Origin of the sequence: Streptomyces sp. NPDC006326 (genome assembly GCF_040612915.1) — a bacterium.
GTDB lineage: Bacteria > Actinomycetota > Actinomycetes > Streptomycetales > Streptomycetaceae > Streptomyces.
Window position 1 is genome coordinate 101,937 of sequence record NZ_JBEXRC010000005.1, and the last position, 19,616, is coordinate 121,552.

The following is a 19,616-nucleotide window of genomic DNA, read 5'->3' on the forward strand; positions in this document are numbered from 1 at the left end:
GGCGCGGCCTCGGCAGGTCGCGCCCCTCACGGGTCGGCGTGTGCGTCCCGGGCGGTGCGGCCCGGCAGCGGGGGTCAGCCCGCCTCGGAACCACCGAAGCGCTCGCGGTAGGACTCCAGGTCCTCCTCGGTGATCTTCGCGAAGAGCACCGGCGGCACCGTGAACGGCGTCCCCGCCGGGACCGCGTCCAGCGAGCGGGCCTGCTCCGGGGTCACCCACGCCGCGGTGTCGTCGGCGAGCGCGAACGCGGAGCGCATGGCGCGCGCCGAGGCCGGGATGAACGGCTCGGACACCACCGAGTAGAGGTGGATCAGGTTCATCGCGGTGCGCAGGGTGAGGGCCGCGCCCTCCGGGTCGGTCTTGATCTCCAGCCAGGGGGCCTTCTCCTCCAGGTAGGAGTTGCCCGCCGACCACAGGGCGCGCAGGGCGGCCGCCGCCTTGCGGAACTGGGTGGTCTCCATGTGGCCCTCGTACTCGGCCAGCAGCTCGGCGATCTGCTCCCCGAGCCGGGTTTCGGCCTCGCCGGCCGCCGTGCCGGCCGGGACCTCGTCGCCGAAGCGCTTGCGGGAGAAGGAGAGCACGCGGTTGACGAAGTTGCCGAGGGTGTCGGCGAGGTCCTTGTTGACCGTGGCGGTGAAGTGCTCCCACGTGAAGGACGAGTCGTCGGACTCGGGCGCGTTGGCGATGAGGAAGTAGCGCCAGTAGTCGGCGGGGAGGATCTCCAGCGCCTGGTCGGTGAAGACGCCCCGCTTCTGCGAGGTGGAGAACTTGCCGCCGTAGTACGTCAGCCAGTTGAAGGCCTTGACGTAGTCGACCTTCTTCCACGGCTCGCGGGTGCCGAGCTCGGTGGCCGGGAACATCACCGTGTGGAACGGGACGTTGTCCTTGGCCATGAACTGCGTGTAGCGGACGTCGTCGGCCTCGTACCACCACGACTTCCAGTCGCGGGTGGCCGGGTCGAGGTCGGACCACTCCTTCGTCGAGCCGATGTACTCGACGGGGGCGTCGAACCAGACGTAGAAGACCTTGCCCTCGGCGGCCAGGTCGGGCCAGGTGTCGGCCGGGACGGGGACGCCCCAGTCGAGGTCGCGGGTGATCGCGCGGTCGTGCAGGCCCTCGGTCAGCCACTTGCGGGCGATGGAGGACGCCAGCTGGGGCCACTCCTCCTCGTGCTGCGCGACCCAGGCCTCGACCTCGTGCTGGAGCTTGGACTGCAGGAGGAAGAGGTGCTTGGTCTCGCGGACCTCCAGCTCGGTGGAGCCGGAGATCGCCGAGCGGGGCTCGATCAGGTCGGTGGGGTCGAGGACGCGGGTGCAGTTCTCGCACTGGTCGCCGCGGGCCTTGTCGTAGCCGCAGTGCGGGCAGGTGCCCTCGACGTAGCGGTCCGGCAGGAAGCGGCCGTCGACCGGCGAGTAGACCTGCCGGATCGCGCGCTCCTCGATGAAGCCGTTCTCCTGGAGCCGGCGGGCGAAGCGCTGGGTGATCTCGCGGTTCTGCGCGGAGGAGCTGCGGCCGAAGTAGTCGAAGGACAGCTCGAAGCCGTCGTAGACCGCCTTCTGCGCGTCGTGGGCCTGCGCGCAGAACTCGGCGACCGTGAGGCCGGCCTCCTTGGCGGCGAGCTCGGCCGGGGTGCCGTGCTCGTCGGTGGCGCAGATGTAGAGCACGTCGTGGCCGCGCTGGCGGAGGTACCGGGCGTACACGTCCGCCGGAAGCATCGACCCGACCATGTTGCCCAGGTGCTTGATCCCGTTGATGTAGGGAAGCGCGCTGGTGATCAGGTGTCGAGCCATCCTCGGATGCTCCATTCGTTGCATTATGCGGATTTATGCGGTGACAAACGTGCTGTGACGGATTGTGATCCGGTTCATCGTATCGAACCGCCGAAAGGCCCCGCGCCGCATTTCTGTGGGTGGACGTAACGCAAAAGCGAGGGAAGTGACCTCTGCGTCACGGCCCTCGCTCGTGGGTCATGGTACGTCACCGGCAGTGCGCCCCGTACGGCGCCCCGGGGGCCGCGGGCGGCCGGTGCATGGCGTCCCCGCTTGGCGAGGGCATATGCGTTTGCGCTGGTTGGAGCGGTGCGCGGTCGAAGTCTGTCACGAGTCGATCATCACCGACCGTAATCCTCCAGGTTTCTTCTCCTCGTTCCCCACCTGCGCCCTGACTGCCAGGCTGGCCGCGTACAGGGGATGAGGTGGAACGGTGAGCGATGGCGGACCAGAGGAGTCCGGTGGGGCCGTGGGACTGCCCAGCCGACGGCAGCGGCCGACACCCATGAGCCAGTGGGACCCGACCGCACGGTTGTCGTACTGGGCCTTCCACGCCAATCGGCGGCCCTCGTACATGCGCTTCGCGTATTTGCAGCTCGGCTCCGACGCGGCGGCCGAGGCCGCGGTGGACGCCACCTTCGACTCGATCATGAACGAGTGGCTACGCATGCTCCATATGGACCGCCTCGACGCCTACGCCTGGACCATCCTCAAGCAGCGGCTGGTCGACCGGCAGCACCTGCGCAGCCCGTGGCCCGAGCCCATGGACATCAGCGCCTTCGAGGCCGCGCTCAAGGAGGCCAACGCCGACCAGTACGAGGTCCTGACCGACACCATCCGCTTCTACTCGGCCGTCTCCCGGCTCGCCGAGCGCCAGCGCGACGCCGTGCTGCTGCGGTACGGGCTGCAGTGCACCCCGGGCGAGGCCGCCGCCGTCATGGGCGTCGACGAGGCCACCGTCCGCTCTCAGCTCGGCCAGGCCCACCGCCGGCTCGCCCGCCTGCTCGACACCTCCGCCGAATCATGAGGCGGCGGGAGGGCAAGGAGGAGCGCGGCGGCGACGCCACCCGCCGCTCCCTGGCCGAGTTCCTGGCCCGGGCGGGCGTCCGGGACCGCTATCCGCACTACGACCTCGGCGCTGCCGAGGCGCGGCTGCTGCGCGCCCCCCGCATGGGCGGCTGGGCGGCCCGCACCCGGCGGCGCGCCTACGGGTGGAGCGACCCCGTGCGGGACTGCCCGCTGGACGCGGAACGGGCCCGCCGCGACCTGAAGGCCGCCTGCCTGGCAGCGGTGTGCGCGCCGAGGGCGGAGGCACAGCTCGAAGCGTTCCTGGCCGGGGGGCCGACCGATCTGGGCGGTGCCCTGGTCTTCGGCTGCCTGCTGCACCTGGCCGGGCTGCGCGAGGGCGCGCGGTTCTGGTGGCAGTTCGCCGCCGGTTCCGGGACGGCCCGGACGGCGGTGGCCGCGTACTGCCTCTTCCTGGACCACTCCCGGCGCGGGGAGCACCACGACGCCCGGGTCTGGGCGCGCGAGCTGGGCCGCCGCGGTTTCCGGCCCGGGGGCCGGCGCGAACTGCGGGAGGTCCGGCTGTGCGCCCAGGCGGCCGTGCTCCGCCACGTCGACCAGCTCGACGATCCCGATCTGGGGCCGGTGCCGATGCCCCGGCCGGGGCTGACCTCCGTGCTGGCGGCGTTCCGGCCGCCGCCCCGGATGCAGCCGCAGCCGCCGCGGCCGGTCGCCGGGCCGCGGCGGCGCCCGGCCCTCGCGGCGGCCTCCCGGGGGCGCGCCCCGCGGGCCGGCACGAGCGAGGCCATGGCGGAGGCCCGCCGTGCCCTGGCCGTCGTACGGGTCCTGGAGAAGCACCCGCTGGGAGTCCGGGCCGGCCAGCTCGGGCGGGAGTCCGGGCTCGCCGAGGCGGAGCTGCGGCCTGTGCTGGCGATGCTGTGCGAGGAGGAGTACGCGTACCGCCCGGGGGCGGGGGTGTACGCGCGCGGGCCCGCGCTGGACCGGCTCGCCGCCCCGGGCGGCGGCGGCCTGGCGGGCCAGCTCCAGCGGACCCTGGCCCTGGCGCGGGACAGCGCGGGCGCGGCGGTGTACCTGAGCCGGTACGCCGAAGGCGAGGTCCGGATCACCCAGATGGCCGACGGGCCCGGGGCGCCGCCCGTGCAGGAGTGGGTGGACTTCCGGGCGGCCGCGCACGCCAGCGCCGTCGGCAAGTGCCTGCTCACCCAGCTCGACCCGGACCGCCGCCGTGACCACGTGGCCCGGCACCGGCCCGCGCGGCTGACCCCGCAGACGATCACCGACAGCCGCGTGCTGTTCACCGCCCTGGACGCGGTGGCTCCGGGCGCGCCCGTCTTCGACCTGCGCGAGTACTCCCCGGGCGTGGTCTGCTCGGCGGTCCCGATCGCCACCGGCGACGCGGCCGGCAGCCTGGCGCTCTCCCTTCCGGCGGCCCATGCGCACCGGCTGCACGAAGCGACGGAGGCTCTGCGCCGCAAGGCCGTTCCGGTGCTGCTGGCGCTGCTCCTGTCGGGGGCGATCCCGCCGGACGCCCCGGACGCCGCCGACGCCCCGGCGACGCCGGAGGCCGCGCCGGCCCCGACCGGGATCAGCCCGGAGACCCTGCGGCACTTCCGCCACGTGTTCCGGACCCCGCTGCCACGGCAGCGCCGCGGGGCGGCCGACCCGGCCGGCCCGCACCTGGTCAGCGACGCCGCCGCGGCGGCGGCGTACCTGTTCGAGGCCCTCCCGGACACCGGCCCGCCGCGGCTGGCCCTGCCCCACACCTTCGCCCCGCTCACCCCGGGCAGCCTGCCGGCCGCCGAAGGGCTGGTGGTCCTGAGCACCACCTGACCCACACGGCCCGCCAAGGCCGACGCCGAGCCGGTCACCGGCCACGGCCCGCCCGGCGGGTCCGCTCTGCCCGGCCTCGTCGGCCGCGGCGTCCGCTCTGCGCGGACCGGTGCCGCGCGGGGTTCAGCCCGCCCGGGTGAGGCGGTCCGCGCCCGAGAGGACGGCCGCCGCCAAGGCCTCCGCCGCGGCGGAGGAGTGCGGGCCTCGCAGCAGGGCGAACTCCACCGCGCCCAGCTCCGGCAGCCCGCCGACCCGTACCAGCCCCGGCGGGATCAGCCCGCGGGTATGGGCCATCACGCCCAGCCCCGCCCGGGCCGCGGCGACCAGCCCGCTCAGGCTGCCGCTGGTGCAGGCGATCCGCCAGGCCCGCCCCTCCCGCTCCAGCACCTCCAGGGCCCGGGCCCGGGTGATCCCCGGCGGCGGGAAGAGGATCAGCGGTACCGGGCGGTCCGGATCCACCCGCAGTCCCTCCGCCCCGATCCACACCATCCGGTCCCGCCAGACCAGCCGGCCCCGCTCGTCGCCCGGCCCCCGCCGCTTCGCCAGCACCAGGTCGAGCCGTCCCGCGTCCAGCCGTTCGTGCAGGGTCCCGGACAGCTCCACCGACAGCTCCAGGTCCACCTCCGGGTGCTCGTGCCGGAAGCCCTCCAGGATCTCCGGCAGCCGGGTCAGCACGAAGTCCTCCGACGCCCCGAACCGCAGCCTGCCGCGCAACCGCGTCCCGGTGAAGAAGGCCGCCGCCCGCTCGTGCGCTTCCAGGATGGTCCGGGCGAAGCCGAGCAGTGCCTCGCCGTCCTCCGTGAGTTCCACGCTGTGCGTGTCCCGCAGGAAGAGCGGCCGCCCGGTCGCCTCCTCCAGCCGCCGGACGTGCTGGCTGACCGTGGACTGCCGTACGCCGAGCCGGCCGGCGGCCTGGGTGAAGCTCAGCGTCTGGGCCACCGTGAGGAACGTGCGCAGCTGGACCGGGTCGTACACACCTCCAGCTTATTGCGGAACGCGATGGCAGTGAGAGCGGTATACGGGTTTCCCGATCACCGAGCGCCGCCCACGATGGGAACAGCCCTCGCCCGCCCGCACGACAGCAAGTGAGCCCTCCGTACATGCGCCGCCCGTCCTTCCCCGCCCGGCTGCCCCTGGACCCGTACGTCCTGGCCCTGCTCGCCACCGTCGGCCTCGCCGCCCTGCTCCCCGCGCGCGGTACGGCCGCCGCCGTGTCCGAGGGAGCCGCCACGGCGGCCGTGACCCTGCTCTTCTTCCTCTACGGCGCCCGCCTCTCCACCCGGGAGGCCCTCGACGGGCTGCGCCACTGGCGGCTCCACGTGACCGTGCTGGGCTGCACCTTCCTGCTCTTCCCGGTGCTCGGCCTGGCGACCGGATGGCTGGTCCCCGCCCTGCTGACCCCGGAGCTCCGGAGCGGGCTGCTCTTCCTCTGCCTGGTCCCCTCGACCATCCAGTCCTCCATCGCCTTCACCTCGATGGCCCGCGGCAACGTGCCCGCCGCGATCTGTGCCGGTTCGTTCTCCAGCCTCGCCGGGATCTTCCTGACCCCGCTGCTCGCCGCCGGGCTGCTCGGCAGCAGCGCGGGCGGCTTCTCCGCCGACTCCCTGGTCACGATCGTCTGCCGGCTCCTGCTGCCCTTCCTCCTCGGCCAGGCGCTGCGTCCGTGGGTCGGCGGGTTCCTCGTCCGCAACAAGAAGGTGCTCGGCCGCGTCGACCGCGGTTCGATCCTGCTCGTCGTCTACAGCGCCTTCAGCGCGGGCATGGCCGCGGGCATCTGGCACCAGGTCAGCCTTCCGCGGCTCGGTGCCCTGTTGGCGGTGGAGGCCGTGCTCCTCACCGTGATGCTGCTGGTCACCTGGTACGGGGCGGGGCGCCTCGGGTTCGGCCGCGCGGACCGCATCGCCATCCAGTTCGCCGGGTCGAAGAAGAGCCTGGCGGCCGGACTCCCCATGGCCAGCGTGCTGTTCGGGGCGCAGGCGAGCCTCGCGGTGCTGCCGCTGATGCTGTTCCACCAGATGCAGCTGATGGTGTGCGCGGTGCTGGCGCGGCGCCGCGCTCGGGAGGCCGATGCCGCCTCCGGGGCCGAACTCGGCGCCGGGCGTGTGGTGGAGGTCTCGCCCGGGTCCCAACACCCCGCCCCGCAGGCCCGGTAACGTGCGGCGGTGACCTGGATACGCCCGCTCGCCGCCCATGCCGAACGCCCCTGCACCCTGGTGGTGTGCCGCGGGTGCTGCTGCGGAGACCCCCGCAAGAACCCCGGCACCGACCACGCGGGCCAACTGGCCCGGCTGCGCGAGGCCGCGGCGGCTTCCGGTGGCCGGCTGGCGGTCCGTACGAGCGACTGCCTCGGCCCCTGCGCGCAGGCCAATGTCATCGTGGTCCAGCCCACCAGCGAGGCTCGTCGGCGGGGTGCCCGTGCGGCCTGGTTCGGCTGGGCGCTGGACGACACCGCCACGGACGAGGTCATCGCCTGGGCGGAATCCGGCGGTCCGGGCGTCACCCCCGTCCCGCCGACGCTGGACCTCCACCGCATCGACCCCCCGGACCCCAAGCCGGCTCCCACACGACGCGGCCGCCGCCGCTAGCACTCGCCGCCGCGGAGCTCCCGCTCGACCTGGTGGATGCAGGCCCGGACGTCGGCGGGGGGGCGGGCGAGCTTGCGATACGGGCCGATGTGCGCAGGGGACGGCACCTGCTCTCCGGTGGGCCCCGGCCCCTCACGCGTCGAGGAGGAGCCGTTCCTCTCCCGCGTAGATGTTCATGTCCGGGCCGCGCAGGAAGCCGACCAGGGTGAGGCCCGACTCCCGGGCCAGGTCCACCGCCAGGGAGGACGGGGCGGAGACGGCGGCCAGCACCGGGATGCCCGCCATGACGGCCTTCTGGGCGAGTTCGAAGGAGGCCCGGCCCGACACCAGCAGCACCGAGCCCGTCAGCGGCAGGCGGCCGTCCTGCAGGGCCCTGCCGATGATCTTGTCCACGGCGTTGTGCCGGCCCACGTCCTCCCGCAGGTCCAGCAGCTCGCCCTGCGCCGAGAACAGCCCGGCCGCGTGCAGGCCACCGGTCCGGTCGAAGACCTTCTGGGCCGCGCGCAGCCGGTCGGGCAGCTGCGCGAGGAGCTCCACGGGGATCCGTACCCCGTCGGAGGCGCCCTGGGGGAAGCGGGTGGCGGTGCGCACCGCGTCCAGGCTGGCCTTGCCGCACAGGCCGCAGGAGGAGGTGGTGTAGACGTTGCGCTCCAGCGTGAAGGCGGGCAGCTCGACGCCGGGGGCGAGCTGGACGTTGACCACGTTGTACGTGTTCGTGCCGTCGTCGGTGGCGCCCTCGCAGTAGGTCACGGCCCGTACGTCCGCGGGGGAGCCGAGCACGCCCTCGCTGACCAGGAAGCCGACGGCCAGGGCGAAGTCGTCGCCGGGGGTGCGCATGGTGATGGCCAGCGGTTTGCCGTTCAGGCGTATCTCCAGCGGCTCCTCCGCGGCCAGGGTGTCGGGGCGGACCCCGCTCACCCCGTTGCGCACCCGTACCACCCGACGGCGTTCGGTGACCCGTCCCATGCCGATCAGCCCGCCGTTCGTTCCGTGCTCGTTGCGCACCCGTGCGTGCGCCTGACGGGGCCCATTCTCGCGGATCCGCCGTCGGCGGGGCTCCCGGCAGGAAGATCCTCCGGAATCTCCAAATCCGAGGGCGGTAATCCTGTTGGTTCACGCGCACCCCTACCCACCGGTAGCAGGTCAAGCTGGGGCATCTGACTGCCGTATACAAGGGGGACCCCGCCCATGACAGGTTCACGCGTGGTGGCGCTTGGGCACTACCAGCCCGCCAAGGTGCTCACCAACGAGGACCTCGCGGCCATGGTCGAGACCAGCGACGAGTGGATCCGCTCGCGGGTCGGCATCAGGACCCGGCACATGGCGGGTCCGGACGAGCCGGTCGACGAGCTGGCGTTCCACGCCGCGGGCAAGGCCCTGGCCGGCGCGGGGCTGACCCCGGACGAGATCGACCTCGTGCTCGTGGCCACCTCCACCGCGATCGACCGGTCCCCCAACATGGCCGCCCGGGTGGCCGCCAAGCTGGGCATGGGCAGCAGCCCCGCCGTCATGGACCTCAACGTGGTCTGCTCGGGCTTCACGCACGCCCTGGCCACCGCCGACCACGCCATCCGGGCGGGCTCCGCCACCCGCGCCCTGGTCATCGGCGCGGACAAGATGACGGAGATCACCGACTGGAGCGACCGCACCACCTGCGTCCTGACCGGGGACGGGGCCGGCGCGGCCGTCGTCGAGGCGTGCGAGGAGCCCGGGATCGGCCCGGTCCTGTGGGGCTCGGTGCCCGAGATGGGCCACGCGGTCCGGATCGAGGGTTCGCCGCCGGTCTTCGCCCAGGAAGGGCAGTCCGTCTACCGCTGGACGACCAGCCAGCTGCCGCCGCTCGCCCGCAAGGTGTGCGAGAAGGCCGGCGTGGCCCCCGAGGAGCTGGCCGCGGTCGTCCTCCACCAGGCGAACCTGCGGATCATCGAGCCGCTGGCCCAGAAGATCGGCGCGGTCAACGCGGTCGTCGCCCGCGACGTGGTCGACTCCGGGAACACCTCGGCCGCCAGCATCCCGATGGCCCTGTCGAAGCTGGTGGAGCGCGGCGCGATCCCCTCGGGCGCCCCGGTCCTGCTCTTCGGCTTCGGCGGAAACCTCTCGTACGCCGGCCAGGTCATCCGCTGCCCGTAGGGTCTGCGGGGGCCGGGCAGGAGCGGGCTTCCGCCGCCAGCGCGGCCATCAGGACGACGACGAGGCCGAGCAGCTGCCACATCCCGGCGACCGCCGTGCCGAGCGGGATGGTGGCCAGGACGAGCACCGTGGCCGCCGTCCGGAAGCGGGCCGGGCCGATCCCGAGTACGGCCCGGAAAGCCAGGTCTCCGGCCAGGTAGACCGCCACCCCGCCGGCCAGGGCCACCGCCGGGCCGGGGTCGAGGTGCTCGCCGAGGTGCCCGATGGTCTTCTTGACCCCGGCGGCGAAGGCCGCGATGCCCAGCAGCATGGGCAGGAAGGCGTAGTAGTAGGCGAGCATCGCCAGCTTGAAACGCCGTTCGGGCGCCGTCTCGGCGAAGACCTCCTCGGCCCGCCCCTCGTCGCGTACGAAGTACATCCACCACAGGGCCGACGCGACGGCCAGGGCGAGGAAGGCACCCGCGGCGATGCCCGGGGACAGGGCCAGCGAGCCGACGCCGATGCCGATGGCGATCACCGACTCGCCGAAGACGATGATCAGCAGCAGTCCGTGGCGCTCCACGAGGTGGCCGGAGCTCATGCCGCCGAGCTGGTCGCTGACGGTGGTGGTCGTCCCCCCGGTGCTCGCGGCCTCCTTCGTCCCGCCGGCGGCGGCCCGCTGCACCACCTGCGGCACCAGGAACTGGATCAGCAGCGCGAGCAGCCACAGCCCCCACGAGGGCGGTCCGTCGAAGTACCCCGCGGCCGTCACCGCGAGCGCGCACAGCACGTTGGGCAGCGCGAACCACAGGACGCCCGCCCCGTGCGCCTGGGTGAAGAGCGCACTGTGCACGAGCACGACGCACAGGTAGCCGAGGCCGAAGGCGACCCCGCCGGCGCCGAACGCGGTCGGCACCGCGAGCGCGCACACGAGGAACGCGCCCATGGCCAGGATGAGGAGCACCCTGCGCGCCGTGCGGTCGGGCGGCACCTGGTTGGTCAGGTGTGCGTAGCCCCCGTACATCCAGAACAGCACGGTGAAGATCACGACGACCTGTCCCGCGCCCCGGAGGCTGAGGTCGTCGGCGAGCAGCACCGTCAGCTGCGTGATGGTGAAGACGAATACGAGATCGAAGAACAGCTCCAGCGTGCTGACGCGGTGCTCGGTTTCCATGCGCGGCTCCCCCGGCCTTCCGTCCTTGCGGCGCCCATCCGACCGGCTCGCCGCCCCGCGTGTCCAGCGGGATGCCGCATCCCGTCAGGTCCTGCGGGACATGCGTGCAGGTCAGCGAGCGGGCCCGGACCGAATACCTGGTCGGAAGCACCTCGATCCCCTGCTATTGTTGTCCTTGTCGCCGCGGGAAACCGGGGCCGACCACCGGTCCGGGTGGCGGAATGGCAGACGCGCTAGCTTGAGGTGCTAGTGCCCTTTATCGGGCGTGGGGGTTCAAGTCCCCCCTCGGACACAGAGCAGGAACCCCACTTCGGTGGGGTTTTTTGCGTTGTTCCCCGGGGGCCGCGGAGGCCGATCTCGTGGTGCGGCATCATGGGCGCACGGGGTCGGAGGGGAAGCAACGTGTCGTACGACGGGCCGGACGCCGGCAGGGTGATCGCCGGGCGCTACCGGCTGGAGAAGCGGCTGGGCAGAGGCGGCATGGGGACCGTCTGGCGGGCCTCCGACGAGCTGCTGGGGCGGCCCGTGGCCGTAAAGGAGCTGCACGTCGAGGGGGGCACCGACACCCGGGGGGCCCTGCGGGAGGCCCGGACCGTCGCGCAGGTCAGGCATGCACACGTCGTCGTGGTGCACGACGTGGTGGAGCACGACGGGCGGCCGCACATCGTCATGGAGCTCGTCGACGGCGGTTCGCTGGCCGACCGGCTCAGCGGCGACGGGCCGCTGGGCCCCGCCGAGACCGCCCGGATGGGGCTCGCCCTGCTCGGCGCGCTGACCGCGGCGCACGCGCGCGGGGTGCTGCACCGGGACGTCAAGCCCGCCAACGTCCTCATGGAGGCGGGCACCGGGCGGGTGGTGCTCACCGACTTCGGCATCGCGCGGCTCGCGGGGTCCACCACGATCAGTGAGACCGGTGCATTCGTCGGCTCGCCCGAGTACACCTCGCCCGAGCGGATGCAGGGGGCGTCCGCGGGTCCCGAGTCCGATCTGTGGTCGCTCGGGGTCCTGCTCTGCGCGGCGCTGACGGGCAAGTCGCCGTTCCACCGGGATTCGCTCGGCGGGGTGCTGCACGCCGTGGTGTACGACGAGATCCGGCCGCCGGCGCAGGCGGGGCCGCTGGCCCCGGTGATCCGCGGCCTGCTGGAGCGGCTCCCGGAGCGGCGGATGGGGGCGGCTGAGGCCGAGCGGCTGCTGTCGGCCTACGTGAGCACCGGAACGGTCCCCGCCGTCGGGCGGGTCCCGGCCCCGGCCCCGGCGTCCGGCTCCGCCGCCGCGGTCGGCTATGCGCCGACCGAGCACGTCACCCGGCCGTCCGCCCCCTCCCCGGAGCAGGCCCGGCAGGTGCCGCGAGTCCGGCCCGCCGCACGGGCGGGGCTGATCGCCGTGCTCCTCGTCATCGCCGTCGGCGGCGCGGTACTGCTGACCTCCCGCTTCGGTGACGGTGCGCGCGGGGCGACGGACTCCGCCGGTGCCGCTCCCCCGGCGCACTCCCCCGCCCCGTCGGCGCCGGGCACGCCCACGCGCGCAGCCACGGCCCCCGCGTCGGCGGCGGGCGCGACACCGAAGCCCGCGCCTGCCGGCTACCGGTCGGTGTCCGACGCGGAAGGCTTCAGCCTCGCCGTGCCCGCCGGCTTCCAGCGCACCACCGACGACCAGCGGGTCGTCTACGTGTCACCGGACGGTGCGTTCCGGATCGGCGTGAAGCTCCAGGCGGCGGCGCCCGCCGGGCCGGTCGGCGTGATGCGGCTCGCCCATGCGAACGGCCCGGCCACCAATCCCGGATACCGCGACGGCACGGTCGTCCCGACCACGCACGACGGACTGCCCGCCGCGCTCTGGGAGTTCACCTGGAACGGTTTCAGCGCCTCCGAGGGCGCCCGGCACACCTTCGACGTCTGCTGGGAGGACGACGGCCGCCTGTACGACGTGTGGGTGTCGGCGCCCGTCGGCCGGCTCGCCGAGGCGCGGAGCCACTTCGACACGGCCCTGGACTCCTTCGTTCCGGGCGGGCCCGCAGCCGCGAACCGCTGAGCACGCCAGCCCGCCCCCGAAACCGCGCACATGATCGGCGGGGCGTTCCGCGTTTCCGGACCGGCGCCGCGGGGAGTTTCCCTGGCGACCCGCCCTTCCCCCTCTGCCCCTGGGGAGGTCTTGTGGAGGTCTTCCCGCGGTGATCGACCGCGGGTGGGCGTGGGGTAGCGTCGCCGCGCTGCGGGGAGAGGAGCGGGGCATGCGCGAGATCACCGTCCCACCGGTCGTCACCGACCCACCCGTCGGCGGACTCGCCGACGTCGTCTTCCGGTACGCCCAGGAGGAGCCCGGCCGGATCGTGCTCGGGCGGAAGACCGGCGGGCTGTGGCAGGACGTGACCTCGGGGGAGTTCGCCGGGCAGGTGCTCGGGCTGGCGCGGGGGCTGCTGGCGCAGGGCGTGCGGTTCGGGGACCGGGTCGCCGTCATGTCCCGGACCCGGTACGAGTGGACCCTGTTCGACTTCGCGCTGTGGTCGGTCGGGGCCCAGCCGGTGCCCGTCTACCCGACCTCCTCCGCCGAGCAGGTGCACTGGATCCTGCAGGACTCCGACTGCGTCGCCTGCGTCGTGGAGGACGAGGACCAGGCCATGACCGTGGGGTCGGTGATCGAGGGGCTGCCCGGTCTGCGCAGGCTGTGGCAGCTCGACGCCGGGGCCGTCGACTCGCTGGTCGCGGACGGGCGGGGGGTCGACGAGGACGTGGTGCACCGCCACCGCCGCGCGGTCACGCCCGATGCCGTCGCCACCGTCATCTACACCTCGGGGACCACCGGGCGCCCCAAGGGCTGCGTGCTCACCCACGGCAATTTCATGTACGAGGCGGACACGATGGTGGCCCGCTGGGAGTCCGTCTTCCAGGCCGGGCCGGGGGAAACGCCCTCGACGCTGCTGTTCCTGCCGCTTGCGCACGTGTTCGGGAGGATGGTGGAGGTGGCGGCGGTCCGGGCCCGCGTGAAGCTCGGGCACCAGCCGGTGCTGGCGGCCGCCGAGCTGCTGCCGGACCTCGCCGCGTTCCGGCCGACGTTCGTGCTGGGGGTCCCGTACGTCTTCGAGAAGGTCTTCGCGGCGGCCCGGCGCAAGGCGGAGACGGAGGGCCGCACGAACGCCTTCGACCGGGCGGTGGAGACGGCCGTCCGGTACGCCGAGGCGCGTGAGCAGAAGGCCTTCGGCACCGGGCCGGGACCGTCGGCGGCGCTGCGCATGGAACACCAGCTCTTCGAGCGGCTGGTGTACGGGAAGGTCCGCGAGGCGATGGGCGGACGGGTCCGGCACGCCATGTCGGGCGGTTCGGCGATGTCGCGCCGGCTCGGGCTGTTCTTCGACGGCGCCGGGATCACCATCTTCGAGGGGTACGGGCTGACGGAGTCCAGCGCGGCGGCCACAGCCAACCCGCCGGGTGCCACCAAGTACGGCACGGTGGGCCTGCCGATCCCGGGCAGTACAGTGCACATCGCCGAGGACGGGGAGGTCTGGCTGCACGGTGGCCACGTCTTCTCCGGGTACCTGGGCGATCCGCGCGCCACGCAGGAGGTGCTGCGGGGCGGCTGGCTGGCGACCGGGGACCTCGGGAGGCTGGACGAGGACGGGTACCTCGTCATCACCGGGCGCAAGAAGGAGATCCTGGTGACCTCCAACGGCAAGAGCGTGTCGCCGACGGCCCTGGAGGAGCGGGTGCGTTCGCATCCCCTGGTCTCGCAGTGCGTGCTGGTGGGCAACGACCGGCCGTACGTGGCCGCGCTCCTCACGCTCGACATGGAGGGCGTCGCGCACTGGCTGTCGCTGCGCGGCCGACCGCAGCTGCCGGCCGCCCAGCTGGTCCACGACCCGGATCTGAAGGCGGAGGTGCGCCGTGCGGTGGTGGCCGCCAACACGCTGGTCTCGCAGGCCGAGGCCATCCGCACCTTCCGGGTGCTCGGGGAGCAGTTCACGGAGGAGCGGGGCCTGCTGACGCCCTCGCTGAAGCTGAAGCGGCGGGCGATCGAGAAGGCGTACGCGGTGGAGGTGGCGGCTCTCTACCAGGCGTGACCACCTGGCCCGCCACTCCCTGAGGGCTTTCTGACGAACCGTCACTTCGATGCCTTCCATCGTATTGACGCACCGTCAGCTCCCGCACAGAATGCGGGGATTCCGACCGGAGGGGATCCCCCATGCTGCGTCCGATCCGCGCCCTGGCCGCTGCCGCGGCGGCGCTCGCGCTCGTCTCCGCCTGCAACTCCGCCTCCAAGGCCACCTCCCCCGGCAAGCCGGACAGCGCCGCGGCCGCCAACTTCCGGGGGGTGACCGACCACTCGATCAGAGTCGGCGGCATCGTCTCCATGACCAGTGCCGGCGGCTACAGCAAGAAGGACACCGACCTCGGAGCCAGGGCCCGGTACATGCGGGCCAACGCCGAGGGCGGGATCAACGGGCGCAAGATCGAATACCTGGGCGCGGAGGACGACGGCCAAGACCCCGCCAAGAACCTGGCCGCCGCACGCAAGCTCGTCCAGCAGGACAAGGTCTTCGCGGTCGCGCCGATGAGCTCGGTCACCTTCTCCGGCGCCGACTTCCTGGAGCAGGAGAAGGTCCCCACGTTCGGCTGGGGCACCCTGCCCTCCTTCTGCGGCCCCCGGTACATCTACGGGTTCAACGGCTGCCTCGTCCCCTCCCCCGGCGGCACCCTCAACCAGACCTGGCCCGAGGGCATCGCCGCGCTCCTGGGCGGCGCCCGGGGCAAGTCGGTCGCGGTCATCGCCAATGACAGTGACGCCGGGAAGTTCGGCATCCGCACCTTCCAGCAGGGCTTCGCGAGCGCCGGGTTCACCGTCTCCTACGCCAAGGCCTCGGTACCGGGCACCGCGGTGCCGAGCGACTGGTCGGCGTACGTGAAGGAGATCCTGACCGCGAACGAAGGCAAGGCCCCCGACGCGGTCGTGTCGGTCATGCAGACCCCCAACAACATCGGTCTGTTCACCGCCCTCAAGCGCGCCGGGTACAAGGGCCTGCTCACCGACCCCACCGACTACGACCCGGGGCTGCTCGCCAAGGACGCCACCCGGCAGGCCCTCGACGGGGTGCACGTCCTGCTCCAGTTCGAGCCCTTCGAGTCGGACAGCCCGGCGATGACGCAGTTCAAGGCCGACGTCAAAGCGGCCTCGGGCGGCCAGGAGGTCCCCCTGAGCATGCACATGTTGACCGGGTACATGTCGGCGGACCTGTTCGTGTCCATCGCGCAGAAGGCGGGCAAGGACCTCACCGTCACGCACTTCCAGAACGCCGCGCAGAGCTTCTCCGACACCGGCACCCTCGTCGGCGACCGGGCCGAGCCCAAGGGGCAGAAGGACAGCTTCGGCTGCGGGGCACTGGTCCAACTGAAGAACGGGGCGTACGAGGTCTCCGTACCCTTCAAGTGCCACCCCCCGGTCCCGTTCAAGTAGGCCGGACCCATGGGAGAGCTGCTGGTCCTCGTCCTGAGCGGTCTGGTCTCCGGGGCCCTGTACGCGCTGCTCGCCACCGGGCTGGTGTTGTCGTACTCGGCGTCCGGGCTGTTCAACTTCGCGCACGGAGCCACCGCCTACCTGTGCGCGCTGGTCTTCCACGAGCTGCACTCCGGGCTCGGATGGCCGGCGGTCCCGGCCGCGCTGCTGGTCGTGGGCGTGCTGGCCCCCGGACTCGGCTGGGGACTGGACCGGCTGATGTTCCGGCGGCTCGCGCGGGTGGGGGAGACCGCGCAGATCGTGGCCACCATCGGGCTGCTGGTGGCGCTGCCCGCGGCCGGGCTGTGGGCGGTGGAGCTGCTGGCGGAAGCCGGAGCCCGGGTGGTCCCGGCGGAGAACCAGTTCGGCCTGCCGGGAGTGGGGCCGAGCCCCGCCGCCTCCTGGCAGGTCACGCACGGGGTCGGCATCGACTCCGACCAGCTGATCACCTGGGTGGTGACGGCGGTCGCGGCGGCGGCCCTGTGGGTGCTGATGCGGCACACCCGGCTCGGGCTGCGGTTGCGGGCGGCCGTGGACAACCGCTCGCTGACCGAACTGCGCGGGATCAGCGCCGACCGGCTGTCCTCGGTGGCGTGGATGATCTCCTCGGGGCTCGCGGGGCTGGCCGGGGTGCTGGCGACCCCGCTGCTGGGGCTGTCGGCCCACGACTTCACCCTGTTCCTCTTCGTCTCGGCCACGGCGGCCGCCCTCGGGCGGTTCGCCTCCGTACCGCTCGCCTTCGCGGGCGGGCTCGGCCTGGGGGTGCTGCAGAACCTGGTGGCCGGGTACGCGACCTTCGCCGAGTCCGTCACCGGGTTCCGGACGGCGGTGCCGTTCCTGGTGCTGTTCGGCGGGCTGCTGGTGCTGACCCGGCGGGCGCGGACGGCGGGGACCGCGGCGGTGGACACCCCGGCGGTGGACCACCTGGCCGGGGCCCGGTGGGGGCGGCGCTGGGGCGGGTGGGCCGTGGCCGCCGCCCTGCTGGCCACGGCCTTCTACACGGTGACCACGCCGTTCTGGAGCGGGCTGCTCGCGCAAGGGCTCGCCGTGGGGCTGGTGTTCATGTCCTTCACCGTGGTGACCGGCCTGGGGGCCATGGTCTCGCTGGCCCAGGCCACGTTCGTGACGGGGGCCGCGCTGGTCGCCGGGATGCTGATGAGCCGCGGCTGGCCGTTCGCCCTGGCCCTGGCGGTGGGGACGTGCGCCGCGGCGGCGCTGGGGACGCTGGCCGCCCTGCCGGCGCTGCGGCTGGGCGGCAGGTCGCTGGCCCTGGCCACCCTCGCCCTGGCGTTCCTCGCGGACCAGGTGCTCTTCCAGCTGCGGTGGCTGCGCAACGGTGATGCCGGGTGGTCCGTCCCCCGCCCGGTGTTCGGTCCGGTGGACCTCTCCGACGACCGGGCGCTGGGGGTGGCGCTGCTCGTCCTCGTCACCGCGGCCGCCGCCGCCCTGGGCGCCCTGCGCAACTCCCCCTCGGGCCGGGCGATGCTGGCCGTCCGGTCGGCGCCGGCGGCGGCGATGGCCTCGGGCGTGTCCGTACTGCGTACGAAGCTGCTGCTGTTCACGCTGTCGGCGCGGCTGGCCGGGTTCGGGGGCGTGCTGTACGCCTCGTACAACACCCGCATCACCGCGACCGACTTCACGGCGATGACGGGGCTGGTCTGGCTGGCGGTGGTGGTCGCGGCGGGGGTGCGGCGGCCGCAGTACGCGGTGGTGGCGGGGCTGGTGTACGCCGTGGCCCCGCGGGTGCTGGCGGACCACGTGACGGCCTCGGCACACCTGCCCGTGATCCTCTTCGGGCTGGCGGGTCTGGCCCTGGCCAACGACCCCGACGGGTACTGCGCGGCGGTTCCGGTCCGCCTGGCCCGCCGACGCGCCGCCCGCGCAGCCGGTACGGCCACCGCCGAGGCCGGTGCGGGCGCCGCGGAGGCCGGTACGGGCGCCGTCGGGAGCGGTGCGGGCGGCGGGGGGTCTCCCGGAGCGGTCCGGGGTTCCGGCGCCGCCGCCGCGGGGGTCCTGACCCCGGGGCCCGGGCCCGGGCGGAGGCCGGTTCGGGGAAGGGGCGGGGCGGGGGAAAGCCCCGCGGGGCCCGGCTCCGCAGCGCCCGCGCTGGAGCTGCGCGGCGTCAGCGCCGGGTACGACGGGGGGCTCGTCCTGCGCGGGGTGGACCTCCTCGTGCGGAAGGGGGAGATCCTGGCCCTGCTCGGACCCAACGGGGCCGGGAAGAGCACGGCCTGCCGCGTCGCCGCCGGGCTGCTGGACGTCACCGGCGGGAGCGTCCACGTGGGCGGGCGGGACCTGACCGGCCGGCGGGCCGTGGCCCGGGCGCGCGCCGGGGTGCTGCTCGCTCCGGAGGGCCGGGGCATCTTCCCCTCGCTCAGCATCGAGGAGAACCTGGCGCTGTACCTGAGGGACTCCGCCGAGCGGGACGCCGTGTACGGGCGTTTCCCCCGGCTGCGCGAGCGGCGGGGCGTCGCGGCGGGCGCGCTGTCCGGCGGGGAACAGCAGTTGCTGGCGCTCGCTCCGCTGCTCCAGCGGCCGCCCGCGGTACTGGTCGCCGACGAGCCCTCGCTCGGCCTCGCGCCGCGCGTCGTGGAGGAGGTGTACGTGCTGCTCACCGAACTGCGCGACGCCGGGACGGCGCTGCTGCTGGTGGAGGAGAAGGCAGCTGGGATCCTCGGGGTCGCGGACACGGTGGCCTGCCTCTCCCAGGGCCGGGTGTCCTGGTGCGGGCCGCGCGCGGAGGTGGAGGCCGACCGGCTCGCCGAGGCGTACCTGGGGACGGGCCGATGAGCGGCGGGGTGGTGCTGGAGGCGTCGGGGATCAGCGTCCGCTTCGGCGGGGTGCGGGCTCTGACGGGGGTGGACCTCGTCGTACGGGCCGGTGAGGTGTGCGGGCTGATCGGGCCGAACGGCGCCGGGAAGACGACGCTGTTCGACGTGCTGTCCGGGATCCGGCGCCCCGATCGGGGGCGGCTGCTGCTGGACGGGGAGGACATCACCCGCCGCTCCCCCGTGTGGCGGGCCCGGCACGGGATGCGCCGGACCTTCCAGCGCCAACAGCTGTTCGGGCAGCTCAGCGTCGCCGACAACGTACTCGTGGCGCAGGAGTGGCGGGGCGGCGGCGGTGGCTGGGCCGCGGATCTGGTCGGCTCGCCGACCCGGCGCCGCCGGGAGCGGGCGCGGCGGGAGCGGGGCGAGCGGGTCCTGCGGTCGTGCGGTGTCGGGGCGCTGGGGGCGGCGTACGCGGGCGGGCTGCCGGTCGGGCAGGCCAGGATGGTGGAACTGGCCCGCGCGGTGGCCGATCCGCCGCGGGTCCTGCTCCTCGACGAGCCGGCGTCCGGGATGTCCGCGCCCGAACGCGGGCAGCTCGCGGCGGTCGTGCGGCGGCTGGCCGGGGAGGGGTGCGCGGTGCTGCTGGTCGAGCACGACGTGGCCTTCGTGATGGAGCTGTGCGCCCGGGTGGTCGTCCTGGACCTCGGGACGGTCCTCGCCGAGGGGTCGGCGGCCGAGGTCCGGGCCGATCCGCTGGTGCGGGAGGCCTATCTGGGTGCCTCCTGACAGGCCGTCCGGGGAGCCGGTGCGGGGAAGCGGGAATAGGGTGCGGGGGAGGCCGGTTGCCGCCCGCGCAGCCGGCCGTACG

Annotated in this window: 13 protein-coding genes, 1 tRNA gene and 1 pseudogene; 11 read left to right on the top strand and 4 right to left on the bottom strand. The window is 73.8% G+C overall.

The window, feature by feature from the left end:
- Positions 1-74: 74 nt before the first annotated feature.
- On the bottom strand, positions 75-1,790 hold the full coding sequence (gene metG, locus ABZ128_RS06015; protein ID WP_356846291.1) for a methionine--tRNA ligase: 1,716 nt from the start codon (positions 1,788-1,790) through the stop codon (positions 75-77).
- 484 nt (positions 1,791-2,274) lie between these two features.
- Between metG and ABZ128_RS06020 the strand changes: the two genes are divergently transcribed.
- Complete coding sequence (locus tag ABZ128_RS06020) at positions 2,275-2,796, top strand: sigma factor-like helix-turn-helix DNA-binding protein (protein ID WP_356846292.1); 522 nt, start codon at positions 2,275-2,277, stop codon at positions 2,794-2,796.
- 785 nt (positions 2,797-3,581) lie between these two features.
- Positions 3,582-4,301, top strand: a pseudogene (locus tag ABZ128_RS06025) (IclR family transcriptional regulator C-terminal domain-containing protein); the annotation flags it as partial.
- Positions 4,302-4,748: 447 nt separating this feature from the next.
- Here ABZ128_RS06025 and ABZ128_RS06030 read toward each other — a convergent pair.
- Positions 4,749-5,600 (bottom strand): LysR substrate-binding domain-containing protein, encoded by an 852-nt coding sequence (locus tag ABZ128_RS06030; protein WP_356846293.1) that lies wholly within the window; start codon positions 5,598-5,600, stop codon positions 4,749-4,751.
- A 125-nt stretch (positions 5,601-5,725) separates the two neighbouring features.
- Here ABZ128_RS06030 and ABZ128_RS06035 point away from each other — a divergent pair, with 125 nt between their 5' ends.
- Together ABZ128_RS06035 and ABZ128_RS06040 are read left to right on the top strand one after the other, a co-directional pair.
- Positions 5,726-6,778: a bile acid:sodium symporter family protein gene (locus ABZ128_RS06035; RefSeq protein WP_356846294.1), complete on the top strand. Its 1,053-nt coding sequence runs from the start codon at positions 5,726-5,728 to the stop codon at positions 6,776-6,778.
- 9 nt (positions 6,779-6,787) lie between these two features.
- Positions 6,788-7,210 carry a (2Fe-2S) ferredoxin domain-containing protein gene (locus ABZ128_RS06040; RefSeq protein ID WP_356846295.1) on the top strand — a complete coding sequence of 141 codons (423 nt, stop codon included), beginning with the start codon at positions 6,788-6,790 and terminating at the stop codon, positions 7,208-7,210.
- A 132-nt stretch (positions 7,211-7,342) separates the two neighbouring features.
- Here the strand turns inward: ABZ128_RS06040 and fdhD are convergent, their stop codons facing one another.
- Entirely contained in the window at positions 7,343-8,176 is an 834-nt protein-coding gene (gene fdhD, locus ABZ128_RS06045; protein ID WP_356846403.1) for a formate dehydrogenase accessory sulfurtransferase FdhD, read from the bottom strand.
- Positions 8,177-8,398: 222 nt separating this feature from the next.
- Here fdhD and ABZ128_RS06050 point away from each other — a divergent pair, with 222 nt between their 5' ends.
- On the top strand, positions 8,399-9,340 hold the full coding sequence (locus ABZ128_RS06050) for a beta-ketoacyl-ACP synthase III (RefSeq protein ID WP_356846296.1): 942 nt from the start codon (positions 8,399-8,401) through the stop codon (positions 9,338-9,340).
- On the opposite strand, the gene ABZ128_RS06055 is transcribed toward ABZ128_RS06050, so the two are convergent.
- Entirely contained in the window at positions 9,324-10,493 is a 1,170-nt protein-coding gene (locus ABZ128_RS06055; protein ID WP_356846297.1) for a low temperature requirement protein A, read from the bottom strand. The two genes, ABZ128_RS06050 and ABZ128_RS06055, sit on opposite strands and share 17 nt — an antisense overlap.
- A 207-nt stretch (positions 10,494-10,700) precedes the next feature.
- On the opposite strand from ABZ128_RS06055, the gene ABZ128_RS06060 reads away from it, so the two are divergent.
- From ABZ128_RS06060 to ABZ128_RS06085, 6 genes are all read left to right on the top strand, one after another.
- A tRNA-Leu gene (locus ABZ128_RS06060) sits at positions 10,701-10,785 on the top strand.
- A gap of 110 nt (positions 10,786-10,895) precedes the next feature.
- Entirely contained in the window at positions 10,896-12,524 is a 1,629-nt protein-coding gene (locus ABZ128_RS06065) for a serine/threonine-protein kinase (protein ID WP_356846298.1), read from the top strand.
- 199 nt (positions 12,525-12,723) lie between these two features.
- Entirely contained in the window at positions 12,724-14,547 is a 1,824-nt protein-coding gene (locus tag ABZ128_RS06070) for a long-chain fatty acid--CoA ligase (protein WP_356846299.1), read from the top strand.
- Positions 14,548-14,669: 122 nt separating this feature from the next.
- Positions 14,670-15,938: an ABC transporter substrate-binding protein gene (locus ABZ128_RS06075; protein ID WP_356846300.1), complete on the top strand. Its 1,269-nt coding sequence runs from the start codon at positions 14,670-14,672 to the stop codon at positions 15,936-15,938.
- Positions 15,939-15,947: 9 nt separating this feature from the next.
- The gene (locus ABZ128_RS06080) at positions 15,948-18,767 is read left to right on the top strand and encodes an ATP-binding cassette domain-containing protein (RefSeq protein ID WP_356846301.1); all 2,820 of its coding nucleotides are present in this window, start codon (positions 15,948-15,950) and stop codon (positions 18,765-18,767) included.
- Positions 18,764-19,534, top strand: coding sequence for an ABC transporter ATP-binding protein (locus ABZ128_RS06085; RefSeq protein ID WP_356846302.1), 771 nt, complete (start codon positions 18,764-18,766; stop codon positions 19,532-19,534). Before ABZ128_RS06080 ends, ABZ128_RS06085 begins: the two co-directional genes overlap by 4 nt.
- Positions 19,535-19,616: the final 82 nt, after the last annotated feature.

Coding starts and splice junctions, on each gene's coding strand:
- ABZ128_RS06035 (WP_356846294.1), top strand. CDS start 5,726: ATGCGCCGCCCGTCCTTCCCCGCCCGGCTGCCCCTGGACCCGTACGTC.
- ABZ128_RS06080 (WP_356846301.1), top strand. CDS start 15,948: ATGGGAGAGCTGCTGGTCCTCGTCCTGAGCGGTCTGGTCTCCGGGGCC.
- ABZ128_RS06050 (WP_356846296.1), top strand. CDS start 8,399: ATGACAGGTTCACGCGTGGTGGCGCTTGGGCACTACCAGCCCGCCAAG.
- metG (WP_356846291.1), bottom strand. CDS start 1,790: ATGGCTCGACACCTGATCACCAGCGCGCTTCCCTACATCAACGGGATC.
- ABZ128_RS06055 (WP_356846297.1), bottom strand. CDS start 10,493: ATGGAAACCGAGCACCGCGTCAGCACGCTGGAGCTGTTCTTCGATCTC.
- ABZ128_RS06085 (WP_356846302.1), top strand. CDS start 18,764: ATGAGCGGCGGGGTGGTGCTGGAGGCGTCGGGGATCAGCGTCCGCTTC.
- fdhD (WP_356846403.1), bottom strand. CDS start 8,176: ATGGGACGGGTCACCGAACGCCGTCGGGTGGTACGGGTGCGCAACGGG.
- ABZ128_RS06020 (WP_356846292.1), top strand. CDS start 2,275: ATGAGCCAGTGGGACCCGACCGCACGGTTGTCGTACTGGGCCTTCCAC.
- ABZ128_RS06075 (WP_356846300.1), top strand. CDS start 14,670: ATGCTGCGTCCGATCCGCGCCCTGGCCGCTGCCGCGGCGGCGCTCGCG.
- ABZ128_RS06070 (WP_356846299.1), top strand. CDS start 12,724: ATGCGCGAGATCACCGTCCCACCGGTCGTCACCGACCCACCCGTCGGC.